Source organism: Microcoleus sp. PH2017_28_MFU_U_A (assembly GCF_020738035.1).
In the GTDB taxonomy this organism is placed as follows: domain Bacteria; phylum Cyanobacteriota; class Cyanobacteriia; order Cyanobacteriales; family Microcoleaceae; genus Microcoleus.
In genome coordinates this window covers 58,402-71,753 of the sequence record NZ_JAEQCX010000045.1, presented here as the reverse complement: position 1 = coordinate 71,753, position 13,352 = coordinate 58,402, and the positions used below count along the sequence as shown (strand labels likewise).

The following is a 13,352-nucleotide window of genomic DNA, read 5'->3' as shown; positions in this document are numbered from 1 at the left end:
TAACACAGGTGGCATCGTAAAAACGGTTTCAGCTTCACAGGTCAAATTTTCAATTATTCCGCGTCTTGTTAAAGAATGTATTGCTTTAAATGATTCGGCTGGCGAGCCTTGACATTTTGCCATCAATTCGGTAAGCGAGAGAGGTTCGATCTCGTTGCTGATTTGAGCGATCGCCTGTTTCTAAAATAATCAGACAGTGGCGAGCGCTCTTGGGGTTTGGGATTATAAAATTTACTAACCTGCGTCAGATTGTGTTATTATTTGAATGCTCAAGCCTCTCACAGCTAGTCAAGCATCTTCAAACAGAAAAACTTAACAAAGACAATTTATGAGTTTAACATCAATCTTGTCAGATCGAAATAATCAAGAACTTAGAGACAAATTCAAGACAGAATTTTTAACACCATCTTTTAAGTTAAAGGCGGAACTTAAAGCACCGCCATTGACAACTAATTATGGAATTATTGGAACAGCTTTTGACTATTTACTTCGCTTTTATTTACAATACCACAATAAAGACACTTGTATTCAAAGAAACTTTTGGGTAGCAGATAGTTCATTTAAAATGCTATGTTTACATTTAAAGTCAACAGGAGAAGTAGTGACCGGCTTTCGTGGTGACAAACTATTCAAAAAACAAGACCTTTTAGCAATCATTACCGATCAATATGAACAGACAAAAATTAATTATAATAATTATGTTGACAACGGACAGATAACTGATGAATTAATTTGTAATACAATTTTTCTTGCAAAACTAGATGTGCTTTATAGAGCAGGTTTTATCGACGAGAATCTAGACAATTATAACCATGAAGATATCAAAGACCTAAAATCACTCATTTCACTTGTTGACCATAAAAACTTCCAAGCAAAAGACAAATGCTATTTGAATCCAACGTTTGGCGCAGGCTCATCCTTAGTTGGTAATGCAGACGCGGATCTGATTATTGACAATACTCTAATTGACATAAAAGTAACTAAAAATCTTAAACTAGACAGAAATTATATTAACCAAGTTTTAGGGTATTACATTTTATCACTTATTGGTGGTGTAAATAGTAATCCAAATGACAGACCCATTGAAAACATCGGAATATATTTTGCCAGACACGGAGAATTGTTGACTATTCCTATTGTTCAATTTGGCGACAAACAAAAATTTGAAAATTTTAAAGAATGGTTTATTTGTTATCTTTATAGCCCGAGAGGAAAGTTATTAGATATAGTGCCAATGGAAGAAGAAACACAAAAAGAAGACAAGAAGACAAAATCAAATGTAAAGAAAACAACTCCCACTAAAAAAACATCAACTGAAAGCAAAAAAACTAAGACCGTGACCAAATCAAAACGAGCGATCACAAAAAAAGAGGACAACAGCGAAAAAGAAAGTAAGTAAAAGTTTGCCAAATTAAAACAAGCCGTATCCCTGGGAGACAGAGAGTTAGTAGTCAATTAAGTCTCCTGTCTGTAATTCTTGCCATTCTCTATCTTCCTGGTAATGACTTAACATCACCTCAGCCTGTTCTGCTAAAATGCGCCGTCTCTCTTCAATGGGCAATTTCATAAACTCGCGACGGCTGGGGTATTGAGCATATAGAAGGTATTTCTAAAACTTGAGTATCAGACTGTATTTGTGTCTGAAACTGATACAGTGGTTCTAATAGCTGTGACTCTCTTTCAGAAATTTTTTCGCGACGCACTTCCCGGACAACTTCACAAATTTCTTCGATTGTCATCGGATTTGGATCTGGTGGTAATGAATCTATACGTCGCCGCCATTCCTCCCAGTCAAAACCTGCTTTCATCTTCTGAAAAACAATGCTATCTTTTGTAACTGTAACTGTATATCTATCCCCTGGCTTTAGTTGACTTTCAACCTCAGCCGGAATCTCCAGCTTACCGTCTGGACTCACAGTCACAGTAATATTTGATTTCAGAATGTACTCTTGCAGGTGTTCAACAACTCTATCTTGCAGAGTTTCCGGCAGAGTTTCCATGATTTTGATCAAAGTGCCGATCGCACTTGATGACATAGCTTTATCCTCCATATTTAATTTACAGCAAATCCCGTGTACTGCCGAATATTGGGATCACGAAATCCCAAAACAATCTGTTCTTTGGGGATTCCCCCCGCTACTAACTCATTGGCAATTCCCTGTTCAGTTCCATCTCTTTGAATCCAAATTTTTCCCTCAATAATATCAACATGAACTAAACATCCGTGAACTCTGATATCGTTTTCACGCCCCAATATCATTAGCAAATAACGGTCGGAATCGCTATCAAAAACCGTTTGAATCTGAATATCTCCATAAGCATAAGGTATTTGAGCATATTCAGTCAGGATTTTTCTGATAATGCGACGATAATTTTCTAAGTTTCCCATTGTACTATCTCCTCATTTTTTTCAGCAAAAACGATTAAAAATACTTGATAATCCGCTCTAATAATTTGACCGAGTGGTTCAGACAATAATTCGCTAAAAACTGATTGTGTAATAGCTAGATAGAGCTTTCGATCGGGTTCAGTTCTAGCTATAACCGAACGGTAAACTAAGTATTGACCCAGCGCATTCTCCAGGTCATTCATGTCTGATGCGCCCACAAAACTTTTGACTTCTACAGCTATCTTCTGTCCAGCCTTCTCAGCACTTAAAATCCGCTCTGCGCCTAAATCGACGTACATATCTTTAATTCCCCATTTTAATCGCAAGGGATCGTGGGTAATTCTCCATCCGTCTTTGATAAGGGCATTTTTGACAACATTATGATACAGGTCTTTGGCTGGCATATTGGAAGAAGTCAATTTTTAATCAATACAATTATATCCTAAAATTTCCGATGATTATGAGGAAATTCTTCTGAATTTTACCATAATATCTCCTCTGCAAAATTCAAGCAATTTCCTCCGCCAAAAGCCGACCATCGCAGCGCTCATATTCATCTTCCAAAAGCCATGAATGAGTCTTATCATAACTTGAACTTGAAAATAGAGACTTATAATTTGCTGATGGATCATAAATACAAAAAGTTCCATTCTTTCCACTCACTAACATCAAAATTCGACGCGGAAAAACAATTGGATCTACCCACAATTCGATAAATTCCCAATCATTAACTTGTTCGGCGAGGTCTGGTGTGTGGGATAACATGATATTCAGTTTACCAAAACCCAACACAAAAAGCGATCGCCCGCCCAACACCAATCCCTCCAGACTTGCTACCCTAAAGATAGTTAAATTTAATCCACAAGCAATTATGAGCGGTACTGTTACATCCCCCAACCTCAACCAGCAGCGGCCACTCACCACGCCATCCGCTGACACTTCGAGTTCCCTGCTGGCCGACTTCATCCAAGAAACACTAGCCCTAACCAAGCGCCTGTTTATTCAATTGCAGCGCCGCCCCTCCACCCTAGTTGCAGGAATTATTCAGCCGCTGATGTGGTTGGTTTTATTCGGAGCTCTGTTTAAAAATGCACCAGCCGGCTTGTTCGGCGAAAGCCAGAATTACGGACAATTTCTTGGCGCAGGCGTAATAGTTTTTACTGCATTTGCAGGCGCGCTGAATGCCGGTTTACCGATTATGTTCGATCGCGAATTCGGATTTCTCAACCGCCTGTTAGTCGCGCCCCTGGCTTCGAGATTTTCCATAGTCCTCGCTTCGGCTATTTTCATCGTCACCCTCAGCTTTATCCAAACAGGCACAATCGTTACGGCGGGAGCCTTTTTGGGTTCGGGATTCCCCGGACTTGCTGGACTGGGCGCGATCGCCCTAATTGTCCTACTATTAGTTTTGGGAGTCACCGGCCTCAGTCTCGGTTTAGCCTTCGCTCTTCCGGGCCACGTAGAATTAATCGCAGTAATTTTTGTTACTAACTTGCCGCTATTATTTGCCAGCACCGCCCTCGCGCCGCTGTCGTTTATGCCAGACTGGCTGCAAGTTGTCGTCACTCTCAATCCTCTCAGTTATGCGATCGAACCCATCCGCTATTTGTACCTCCACAGCGATTGGTCGCTAGCTAGCGTCGTAATGCAAGCTCCTTGGGGTACAGTTACCTTTGGAGGAGCGCTATTAGTCCTGCTGGCGTTTGATTTGGTGGCGCTCCTCAGCATTCAACCCCTGCTGCGGCGCCGGTTTGCTTAGATCGCACGGCGGTTGAAACCGCGTCTACAAAAACCAAGTCCGCCGGACGCCGACTGAAAAAAATAACGTAATTTCAACTGGCTGGTCTTCTTCAACCCGCGGAGGCGGGTTTTGTATGTATAGACGCGGTTTCAACCGCCCGGTCTTCTTAGCAATTGTTTTTTTGAAAGTACAACGAATAAATCATGAACAACAAAACTTCTAAATCGGGCAAATTGATGGTGCGGATTGCTGCAAGTGCGATCGCCACCAGTGCTCTTTTGTCACCTCAAGCAACCTTCGCTCAAGCCAGCGGTTTAAATAATAACAACCCCCAACCGCTGCAAGACTTTCAAACTAAAGACAACACCGACCCTTTTTCCGGCCGCAGCACCGGAGGCGGAATATTTGATTTAATTCACAGATCCAGACTCGGAGGTGGCCGCAGCATCGAAGAATTCAATACTGAACAGCGCCAAAATTTGAACGACGCCGCCGCCGATTTTCGCAACAAACAGCGCCAAATGCTGGAAAAACAAGCAGCACCTGCACCGGGGGCGGCACCTACAGAAATTACTGCCCCCGCCCCTTAAATTTACAACTGTTGTTTGCTCATTTCCTAGTCCGCGAAGGCGGACTTCGTTTGACTTGCGACAGCGATTTCAATCCCCCAATCTGCTTTGTTTGACTCGCGACAGCGATTTCAATCGCCCAATTTGCTTTAACTAACAAACCCCCCAAACACCGCCATACCGTAGTATTTCCAAGGAACTGCCACAGTCTCAAATCCAGCATTTGCCAGCATTTCCAACTGTGCCGCAACTGTCGCTAGGCGATCGGGATTAGAATAGCCGTAAGACACACTCGTCCCCACACCAGCACGAATTGTGGCTAAAGTTTCCCCCTGACTTAGCGCCCAATCTTCTCGCGCCGCTTGATAAATATCCTTCATTACTGCTGATTCTGCCAAAACAGGATCGGCATTCCAAAAACAGCCACCAGCATTTAAACTTTCGCGAATCCGTTGAAACAACTTCAACTTCATTTCGTCCTCAAGATGGTGAATTGCCAGAGATGAAATAGCAGCATTAAACTTATCCCCCAAACCTAAAACATTTGGATTGTTCGCCCATTCTCCAAAATCCAATTCTATGCCAGTCCACCGCGCTGCGTATCCGGCCGACTCTATTTTGGTGCGGGCAAAATCAAGCATTCGCGGCGAATAATCCACAGCAAATATTTCCGCAGACGGGTAGCATTGCAGAACTTTTAAACTCAGTTCCCCCGTACCGCAGCCGAGTTCTAAAATGCGGTGGTTGTTGCTAGCAATGCAGCCAACTAATACATCCAGCATTTCGTCATATTTAGGTAAAAGTCGCCGAATGCCCGTATCAAAATCCGCAGTGTTGACAAAAACTTCTCCCGGAAAAATTTCATTGCGTGCAGGTGAGACAGTAGAGTCAGAATTCACGATCGCCAATTAGAGACTACAATCGTCATCCTAACCGAAATAGAGCAAAAAGTGCATGAAGTAGGGAAACGGCACGGCGCCGTGTGCTTACCGATATTTTATTTCATTTAGATTAAAAAATATATAAAGTTATGCGTACTGTTACGGACAAGGGAAACACTCGCGGTAAACAAGAATTAACCATCCCTTGCACTATCGAGTCTTGCTTTACAGCAAAACACTCTGAAAAAGCAGTGTTATGTTAGTAGTGCATAAAATTAAATCAATATCGAACCTCACATTTGAGGATAGCATGGACAAATTGATTTCTCGCAGTCTGGCTGCCATCAACCAATTAATTTACAAGCGAATTCTGCTTCTGATGACAATTTTATTTTGTGTAGGCGTAGGAGTAGCGATGGCAAATATGTCTCGTCTTTCCTCTACCCTAATACAAGCGCAAGCCCTCCAAAATGCTACACTTTACGCCCAAGCTATTAAAGAAGCCCGCACCCTTTACAGTTCTGATGTTATCAGTCCTCTCAACACAAAGAAAGCGATTAACTTTACCCACGACTACAACCCAATATCAACAAAAGTAACAGTTCCCGTACCTGCCACCTTCTTAATAGAACTCGGCAACCAGATTACCAACAAAAATCCCGAAGTATCAGTTCGTCTCTACAGCGACTACCCGTTTCCCTGGCGGCGAGAAGAAGGTGGTGCCCGAGACGATTTTGAGCGTCAAGCTATTACCTATTTGATGCAAAATCCAACCGGACAATTTTTCCGCACTGAGGATTTTCGCGGTAAGCCCGCATTTCGATATGCCCAGGCAGATCGTCTCCTTCCTAGTTGCGTTAACTGTCACAACACTAACCGCGATAGTCCTAAAAAAGACTGGAAAGTGGGAGATGTGCGCGGGATATTAGAAATTACTCAACCTCTAGAAACCATTACTCAAAAAACTAGAAGCGGACTGAAAGACCTGTTTTTACTGTTAGCAGGACTTTCAACTTTAGGCATCGCAGGATTAACTTTAGCTCTCAGCAGGTTGCGCCAAAATGCTAAACAATTAGAACAACGGGTCAGGGAACGCACGGCACAATTGCAAGAAACTAATGTAGAATTGTTGAAAGAACAAGAAAAAAGCGATCGCCTGCTGCTCAATATTTTACCCGAATCCATTGCTGCCAAGCTAAAAGACGGTCAAAGCAGCATTGCTGACGGCTTCGCCGAAGTCACGATTTTGTTTGCCGATATCGTCGGCTTTACCGTGCTTTCAGCGCAAATATCTCCCGAAGAACTGCTAGTTTTTCTCAACGAAATTTTTTCGGCCTTCGATAATTTGACAGAAAAGTATGGCTTGGAAAAAATCAAAACAATAGGAGATGCTTACATGGTAGTCGGAGGTTTGCCAACTCCCAGCACCAACCACGCCGAAAGCATTGCGGAAATGGCTTTAGATATGCAGGAGGAATTAGCGAAATTTAATGCCAAACATCATTCAGGAATTAACATTCGGATCGGCATCAATACCGGGCCTGCGATTGCGGGAGTTATTGGTACCAAAAAATTCATTTACGACCTCTGGGGCGATGCCGTCAATACAGCAGCCCGCATGGAATCCCACGGAATTGCAGGCGCGATTCAAGTCACAAAATCAACTTACGATATCTTGCAAAATAAGTATCTGTTTGAAGACAGAGGAATTATCCATGTCAAAGGCAAGGGTGATATGAATACTTATTTACTTGTATCCCGATTAGTTAGTGTAGTTTCGGTTTAATTTGTTTATTATATTATTAAGGAGCTAGCCAATACGCTTGGGATCGGAAGACCGGGCGGTTGAAACCGCTTCTACACAAAAAAACCCGCCTCCGCAGGTTGAAGAGCGGGCGGTTAAAATTACGCTATCTTCTTTCTTCAGTCCGCGGAGGCGGACTTCGTTTGTGTAGGCGCGGTTTCAACCGCCGTCCTATCTTGGTTGAAAAACCCAAAATTTATTACAAGAAACCCAGTTTCTTTTCCTATGTCCTAAATTAGCCCTTTGCAGAAGACTAAATTTTATGTCAGCGCACATTTTATCATTCTTGGAGTTTTTCAAATCTCGCTTGTCTAGACAAATAGCTTTGTGGGTGTTTGCTAGTATTCTTGTGATAGAGGGAATTATTTTAGTTCCCTCTTATTTTCGGCGCGAAAATGAACTTTTAAATCAACTGGAACAGGTATCTCACGCGACTGTTGAGGCTCTAGAGGTTTTGCTAAAACAAGATATTTACGATCGTACTGTCTTTGAAGAAGAAGTCAAAAATATTACTAAGGATTCTCAAGTAGTATTAGGACTATCTATTTACCAATTTGACGACCAGCTAATATATCAACTTGGTGAAGCACCCAAAATTGATTTGGATGAACTAAAACTTGCTCGTATAATTCGCCAGAAAACTTTCGATGGCAAGCGCTACGATATTGCTTGGACAGAGCGACATTTGGGAGGAGATTATACGTTAATTGTTCGGCATGATGCTTCTACTGTTCAACCAGAACTATACGCATTTATAGGGCGTGTTGCTATTTTAGTTATTATTATATCAGCCTTTGTCACTTCTGTAACTATGCTGTTTTTAGGGGTGACAGTAATTGCACCAATCTTGAGATTGCGCGATGATTTGATCGCTGCGGGAGTAGCTTTGAGCAAAGATCGAGAAAAACCTGATTTCTACTCTCTCTCTGTCAAGCGCGATGACGAGTTGGGAGAAGTTATGGTCGCCTTCAATCAAATGTTTCAACGAGTTTACAAGGAAATTGCACAGCGGAAACAAGCTGAGGAAATATTGCGCGCCGAACAAGAAAAGTCGGAACGTTTACTGCTAAATATTTTACCTGAAATGATTGCCGATCGCCTAAAACAAGGTCAGATAAATATCGCAGATGGATTTGCTGAGGTGACGGTGCTGTTTGCGGACATTGTGGGCTTTACCGAAATATCCTCTCGCACGTCTCCAGCAGAATTAGTCGAACTGCTGAACAAAATATTTTCAGCTTTCGATTGCTTAAGCGAGAAATACGGCTTGGAAAAGATTAAGACAATCGGTGACAATTATATGGTAGCAGGCGGTTTGCCACTTCCATCTACAAATCATGCAGAATGTATTGCCGAAATGGCGATGGAAATGCAGCAAGAAATTATGAAATTTCGCGACGAATCCGATATACCTCTCAGTATCCGCATTGGAATTAATAGCGGGCCTGTGGTAGCCGGTGTCATCGGTACTAAAAAGTTTATTTACGACTTGTGGGGAGATGCTGTAAATACAGCAAGCCGCATGGAATCCCAGGGACTCCCTGGTAAAATTCAGGTTAGCGGCTCAACTTATGAATTGCTGCGCGATCGGTATGTGTTGGAAAAACGCGGTAAAATCAATGTTAAAGGAAAAGGAGCAATGACGACTTATTTGCTGATTGGCAGAAAAAATTTAACTGACAAATTCAACTATCGCCCGGGAATACCGGATCTGGCGGTAGACGTTTCAGCGCCCCCGCCCCCCAACACTAAACTAGATTTTTTTTAACGAACCGCGAAGGCGCAAAGGACACGAAGAAAGGAAGAAAAGAGAAGAAGAAAGAAGAGAAGATAAAGGGTTCACAATTGAGTTACAATTGCTTTAAAATGCAGGTTGATATTAGTGGCAGGGGTAAAAATGACTGCGAAGCAGGAACATAATTCTTCAACTTCACCAATTTGGCAGCCCTTCACGCAAATGAAAACTGCTCCGGCGCCGCTGAAGGTAATTAGCGGCAAAGGATCGCTGCTGGAATTAGAAGATGGGCGGCTAATTCTTGACTGTATTTCTAGTTGGTGGGTGACGATTCACGGGCACAGCCATCCTGTTCTGGCTGAGGCTCTTTACGAACAAGCCAAAAAGTTAGAACACGTAATCTTTGCGGGATTTACTCACGAACCTGCACAGAAACTTGCTGACAAGTTGATAACTCATACGCCTGATTCTTTGACGCGGATTTTCTTTTCTGATAATGGTTCGACTGCTGTTGAAGTTGCTCTGAAAATGGCGTTTCAATATTGGCTAAATCTCGGAGAAACTAACCGCACTAGCTTTATTGGTTTTGAGGGAGGTTATCACGGCGATACTGTGGGCGCGATGTCTGCGGGTAGAAGTTCGCTGTGGTGGGAACCTTTTGCGCCTTTAATGTTTGCTGGGGATGTTGTGCCTTTTCCTGCGACTTTTGATGGCGATGATGAGGTGGAAAGCAAGGAGGCGGCGAGTTTGGAGAAACTTGAGTCTTTGTTGAAGCATGGGAAGGGGTATGCGGGAATTTTTATCGAACCTTTGGTGCAAGGTTCTGCGGGTATGCGAATGTGTCGCCCTGAGTTTTTGCGGGCGATCGCACAAATGGCCCGCCAGTTTAATGTATTGTTGATTTACGATGAGGTGATGACTGGTTTTGGGCGCACGGGCGAACTGTTTGCTTCTGTTAAATCTGACACTGCACCGGATATCCTGTGTTTGTCTAAGGGATTGTCTGGCGGCTGCTTGCCAATTGCTGTCACAATGGCATCGGAGCATATTTATCAAGCTTTTTGGCGAGATGAATCGGACAAAGCTTTTTATCACGGTCATTCTTATACCGGAAATCCCTTAGCTTGTGCGGTGAGTGTAGCATCCCTGGAGCTTTTGGAGCAAAACCCAAATGCCTATCAAGGAATGGAAAAACTGCACCGCAAATACCTGAATCAATGGCTGATAGATCATCCTAAACTCGAACGGATTCGGACTTGCGGCACTATCGCAGCAATGGATGTGAAAACGGAAAGCGTTTCCGGTTATTTTAATGACATCGCCCCTGTATTGAAAGCCAGATTTCTGGAAGCGGGGTTTTTGCTCCGCCCCTTGGGAAATACGCTTTACTTGATGCCTCCCTATTGCATTTCTCCTGATGAACTAGAATCGATTTATCGGGTAATTCGTCAGGTTTTGGATACTCTGTAAACCCTTAAATTTTAGTAATGAATTTACCCAATTGGAACGATTTGGCTGATGACTCGCTGGCGGGAAAATGTCTCTCTCGCGAGCAATCTTTGGCTGTATTGCGCGCGCCGGATGAGGTTTTGCTGGAACAACTAAACGCAGCTTATCGGGTGCGCCACCACTACTGGGGAAACCGCGTCAGGTTGCACTATTTGTTAAACGCTCAAAGTGGTCTTTGTCCTGAAGATTGCCATTATTGTTCTCAGTCGAAAATTTCGAGTGCGGAAATAGAAAAGTATCCGCTGTTAGCTAAGGAAAAAATTCTGGATGCAGCCCAACGCGCAGCAGATTTAAAAGCTGGTACGTTTTGTTTGGTGATTTCTGGCCGCCAACCAAGTGCATCTACTTTCGATCGCGTTTTGGATGCTGTAGAAACGGTCAAGGCTAATCATAACCTAAAAATTTGTGCTTGTTTGGGGTTGTTGACCGAGGAGCAAACTCACCGTTTAGCTAAGGCGGGAGTCGATCGCGTAAACCACAATCTCAACACTTCCGAATCGTACCACACGGACATCTGCACAACTCACACTTTTGGCGATCGCGTGGAAACAGTCGAAAACGTCAAAGCAGCCGGAATCACAACTTGTTCCGGCGGAATTTTGGGGATGGGCGAATCGGATGACGATGCGATCGATTTGGCGCTGTCGCTGCGGAATTTGGGCGTTACGAGCGTACCGGTCAACTTTTTCATTCCGATTCCCGGAACGCCCTTTGCGGACGTTAATCGCTTAAATCCGCGCCAATGTTTGCGGATTCTCTGCTTGTTCCGATTTTTGCTTCCCAGCCAAGAAATTCGGATTGCTGGGGGACGGGAGGTGCATTTGCGATCGATGCAACCTCTGGGACTTTACCCTGCTAATTCGATCTTTGTGGGCGATTATCTCACAACTCCCGGACAAAGCGCCAATCAAGATTGGGATATGATTCGAGATGCAGGATTTGCGATCGAATCTCCCGAAGATCGGGGATTTGCGATCGAATTTTCCGAAGATAAGACGGCGGTTGAAACCGCGTCTACACAAACGATGTCCGCCTCCGCGGACTAAAGAAGATCACCTAATTTTTACCGCCAATTCTTCAACCCGCGGAGGCGGGTTTTGTCTTTGTAGACGCGAATTTCATTCGCCCGGTCTTTTTGAATGAATCAATTTTAAATCATACAAGAGGGGGAATTGTGGACAAACGCGAAGAAATTACGATCGCAGAATACCAGACAACCGCCGAATCTTTCCGAGAAGGAACATGGCATCACGACGTATCCCAAAATCGATCCGCACTAACCGCTGCCATGCCCCGCAACCCCGGTAAAATACTCGATATAGGATGCGGGCCAGGACGAGATTTAGTAGCATTCAAGAGCCAAGGACATACCGTTGTAGGCTTAGATGCAACTCCAGCTTTTGTACAAATAGCCAAGAAGTTATCCGGCTGCGAAGTTTTGCAGCAATCTTTTCTTGAACTCGACTTACCAAAGGCTGAATTTGACGGTATTTTTGCCAATGCTTCCCTAATTCACGTTCCCAGCGACAACATGGTGAAAGTGCTGCAAGATTTGCACAAAACCTTAGTTATTAGCGGTGCAATTGTCATGTCAATGTGTCGGGGAAATTGGGAAGGCTACGACGAGAGACCGACAGGAAAACGCTATACTGCGGGATGGGAATACGAAACTTTAGCACCTTGTTTGGAACAAGCAGGATTTGCCATTGTCAGCCACTACTACCGCCCTCCCGGTTTGCCGCGCGAAGCTCAATCTTGGGTAGTAATCGTAGGCAAAAAAATCTAACCAAAAGGCAATACTGGCGATTGCGAATCATTCCCCTCTCTTCCTCTGCGCCCTCTGCGCCCTCTGCGGTTAAAAAAAACAAAACTCACCAATTAAGCGAGAATTGTTGTATAATAACCCACAGTCAAAAAACTAACTCCTTCCCAACTTAAAACAAGATTAAAATGACAGAGAAATTGCATATCTTTTTAGCGGGTGCTAGTCGAGGCGTTGGCTTAGAAATCGCCAAATGTCTGGTAGCACAAAATATACAAGTAACTGCACTTTTGCGATCGCCCAACCACCGCACCGAATTAGAAGCAATGGGCATCAAAGTCATGACAGGCGATGCTTTGGATACAGCGGCTGTGGAAGCTGCGATGGCTGGAGGCGCACCAATCAATGCCGCAATCAGCACCATTGGCGGCTTGCCAAAAGATGGGGAAAGAGCCGATTATTTGGGAAACAAAAACTTGATTGATGCTGCTGTCAAAGCGGGCGTACAAAAATTTATTTTAGTTTCATCCATCGGTAGCGGTAACACTGCTGCGGCTTTACCACCGCAAGCTTTAGAAACGTTGCGCCCGGTATTACTTGAAAAGGAAAAAGCCGAAAATCATTTAATCGCAAGCGGGATGATTTATACTGTAATTCGTCCGGGCGGATTGAAATCGGAACCTGCGACGGGCAATGGTGTGTTAACAGAAGATTGTCGAGTTGCGGGAACGATTCACCGGGCGGATGTAGCGCAGTTAGTTTGTCAGTGTTTAGTTTCGGATGCTGCTAATAATAAAGTTTTGTCGGCAGTTGACAAACAAATGGTTTATGGGAATCTCGAATATGAGGTATTAAATTTCTAGGGGCGGGCTAGAAGCCCACCCCACAAGATAATTCATTGCTTGTGGAACAGGCATCTTGCCTGTTCAAAAAAATTCTGGGCGGGCTAGAAGCCCACCCCA

General features: G+C 43.7%; 15 protein-coding genes. 9 read left to right on the top strand and 6 right to left on the bottom strand.

Translation table 11 applies throughout. From position 1 onward, the window contains the following. Nucleotides 1-328 precede the first annotated feature (328 nt). A complete protein-coding gene (locus JGK14_RS11000) occupies nt 329-1,399 on the top strand; it encodes a hypothetical protein (RefSeq protein ID WP_293179714.1) in 1,071 nt (356 codons plus the stop codon). A gap of 45 nt (nt 1,400-1,444) precedes the next feature. Here JGK14_RS11000 and JGK14_RS10995 read toward each other — a convergent pair whose 3' ends face one another. The 5 genes from JGK14_RS10995 to JGK14_RS10975 form a co-directional block, all read right to left on the bottom strand. Beyond that, entirely contained in the window at nt 1,445-1,567 is a 123-nt protein-coding gene (locus JGK14_RS10995) for a hypothetical protein (RefSeq protein ID WP_293179711.1), read from the bottom strand. Continuing rightward, nucleotides 1,551-2,036 (bottom strand): hypothetical protein, encoded by a 486-nt coding sequence (locus JGK14_RS10990; protein ID WP_325315054.1) that lies wholly within the window; start codon nt 2,034-2,036, stop codon nt 1,551-1,553. The genes JGK14_RS10995 and JGK14_RS10990 overlap by 17 nt, the downstream gene beginning before the upstream one ends. 17 nt (nt 2,037-2,053) lie before the next feature. After that, entirely contained in the window at nt 2,054-2,389 is a 336-nt protein-coding gene (locus JGK14_RS10985) for a XisI protein (RefSeq protein ID WP_293179705.1), read from the bottom strand. Then, a complete protein-coding gene (locus JGK14_RS10980; protein ID WP_293179702.1) occupies nt 2,377-2,793 on the bottom strand; it encodes a XisH family protein in 417 nt (138 codons plus the stop codon). Before JGK14_RS10980 ends, JGK14_RS10985 begins: the two co-directional genes overlap by 13 nt. A gap of 103 nt (nt 2,794-2,896) precedes the next feature. Continuing rightward, nucleotides 2,897-3,154, bottom strand: coding sequence for a hypothetical protein (locus JGK14_RS10975; protein ID WP_293179699.1), 258 nt, complete (start codon nt 3,152-3,154; stop codon nt 2,897-2,899). Nucleotides 3,155-3,260: 106 nt separating this feature from the next. Here JGK14_RS10975 and JGK14_RS10970 point away from each other — a divergent pair, with 106 nt between their 5' ends. Together JGK14_RS10970 and JGK14_RS10965 are read left to right on the top strand one after the other, a co-directional pair. Then, complete coding sequence (locus JGK14_RS10970) at nt 3,261-4,148, top strand: ABC transporter permease (RefSeq protein ID WP_293179809.1); 888 nt, start codon at nt 3,261-3,263, stop codon at nt 4,146-4,148. A 185-nt stretch (nt 4,149-4,333) separates the two neighbouring features. After that, nucleotides 4,334-4,720 (top strand): hypothetical protein, encoded by a 387-nt coding sequence (locus tag JGK14_RS10965; RefSeq protein ID WP_293179696.1) that lies wholly within the window; start codon nt 4,334-4,336, stop codon nt 4,718-4,720. Nucleotides 4,721-4,848: 128 nt separating this feature from the next. Here JGK14_RS10965 and JGK14_RS10960 read toward each other — a convergent pair whose 3' ends face one another. Continuing rightward, on the bottom strand, nt 4,849-5,598 hold the full coding sequence (locus JGK14_RS10960) for a class I SAM-dependent methyltransferase (RefSeq protein ID WP_293197242.1): 750 nt from the start codon (nt 5,596-5,598) through the stop codon (nt 4,849-4,851). A 292-nt stretch (nt 5,599-5,890) separates the two neighbouring features. Here JGK14_RS10960 and JGK14_RS10955 point away from each other — a divergent pair, with 292 nt between their 5' ends. The 6 genes from JGK14_RS10955 (at nt 5,891) to JGK14_RS10930 (ending at nt 13,253) form a co-directional block, all read left to right on the top strand. Then, nucleotides 5,891-7,366 carry an adenylate/guanylate cyclase domain-containing protein gene (locus JGK14_RS10955; protein WP_293179690.1) on the top strand — a complete coding sequence of 492 codons (1,476 nt, stop codon included), beginning with the start codon at nt 5,891-5,893 and terminating at the stop codon, nt 7,364-7,366. Between the two features lie 280 nt (nt 7,367-7,646). Then, nucleotides 7,647-9,152, top strand: coding sequence for an adenylate/guanylate cyclase domain-containing protein (locus tag JGK14_RS10950; RefSeq protein WP_293179687.1), 1,506 nt, complete (start codon nt 7,647-7,649; stop codon nt 9,150-9,152). Nucleotides 9,153-9,281: 129 nt separating this feature from the next. Continuing rightward, nucleotides 9,282-10,589, top strand: coding sequence for an adenosylmethionine--8-amino-7-oxononanoate transaminase (gene bioA, locus JGK14_RS10945; protein ID WP_293314007.1), 1,308 nt, complete (start codon nt 9,282-9,284; stop codon nt 10,587-10,589). 17 nt (nt 10,590-10,606) lie between these two features. After that, nucleotides 10,607-11,674: a biotin synthase BioB gene (gene bioB / locus JGK14_RS10940; RefSeq protein ID WP_293179681.1), complete on the top strand. Its 1,068-nt coding sequence runs from the start codon at nt 10,607-10,609 to the stop codon at nt 11,672-11,674. Nucleotides 11,675-11,802: 128 nt separating this feature from the next. After that, complete coding sequence (locus JGK14_RS10935; protein WP_293179678.1) at nt 11,803-12,414, top strand: class I SAM-dependent methyltransferase; 612 nt, start codon at nt 11,803-11,805, stop codon at nt 12,412-12,414. Between the two features lie 164 nt (nt 12,415-12,578). Beyond that, nucleotides 12,579-13,253, top strand: coding sequence for an SDR family oxidoreductase (locus tag JGK14_RS10930; RefSeq protein WP_293197244.1), 675 nt, complete (start codon nt 12,579-12,581; stop codon nt 13,251-13,253). The last annotated feature ends 99 nt before the right edge of the window (nt 13,254-13,352 follow it).

Excerpts from the sequence above, each read along its gene's own strand:
- JGK14_RS10985 (WP_293179705.1), bottom strand. The coding sequence starts at position 2,389 with ATGGGAAACTTAGAAAATTATCGTCGCATTATCAGAAAAATCCTGACT.
- JGK14_RS10980 (WP_293179702.1), bottom strand. The coding sequence starts at position 2,793 with ATGCCAGCCAAAGACCTGTATCATAATGTTGTCAAAAATGCCCTTATC.
- JGK14_RS10950 (WP_293179687.1), top strand. The coding sequence starts at position 7,647 with ATGTCAGCGCACATTTTATCATTCTTGGAGTTTTTCAAATCTCGCTTG.
- JGK14_RS10995 (WP_293179711.1), bottom strand. The coding sequence starts at position 1,567 with ATGAAATTGCCCATTGAAGAGAGACGGCGCATTTTAGCAGAACAGGCT.
- JGK14_RS10930 (WP_293197244.1), top strand. The coding sequence starts at position 12,579 with ATGACAGAGAAATTGCATATCTTTTTAGCGGGTGCTAGTCGAGGCGTT.
- JGK14_RS11000 (WP_293179714.1), top strand. The coding sequence starts at position 329 with ATGAGTTTAACATCAATCTTGTCAGATCGAAATAATCAAGAACTTAGA.
- JGK14_RS10965 (WP_293179696.1), top strand. The coding sequence starts at position 4,334 with ATGAACAACAAAACTTCTAAATCGGGCAAATTGATGGTGCGGATTGCT.
- bioB (WP_293179681.1), top strand. The coding sequence starts at position 10,607 with ATGAATTTACCCAATTGGAACGATTTGGCTGATGACTCGCTGGCGGGA.
- JGK14_RS10975 (WP_293179699.1), bottom strand. The coding sequence starts at position 3,154 with ATGTTATCCCACACACCAGACCTCGCCGAACAAGTTAATGATTGGGAA.
- JGK14_RS10990 (WP_325315054.1), bottom strand. The coding sequence starts at position 2,036 with ATGTCATCAAGTGCGATCGGCACTTTGATCAAAATCATGGAAACTCTG.
- JGK14_RS10970 (WP_293179809.1), top strand. The coding sequence starts at position 3,261 with ATGAGCGGTACTGTTACATCCCCCAACCTCAACCAGCAGCGGCCACTC.
- bioA (WP_293314007.1), top strand. The coding sequence starts at position 9,282 with ATGACTGCGAAGCAGGAACATAATTCTTCAACTTCACCAATTTGGCAG.
- JGK14_RS10955 (WP_293179690.1), top strand. The coding sequence starts at position 5,891 with ATGGACAAATTGATTTCTCGCAGTCTGGCTGCCATCAACCAATTAATT.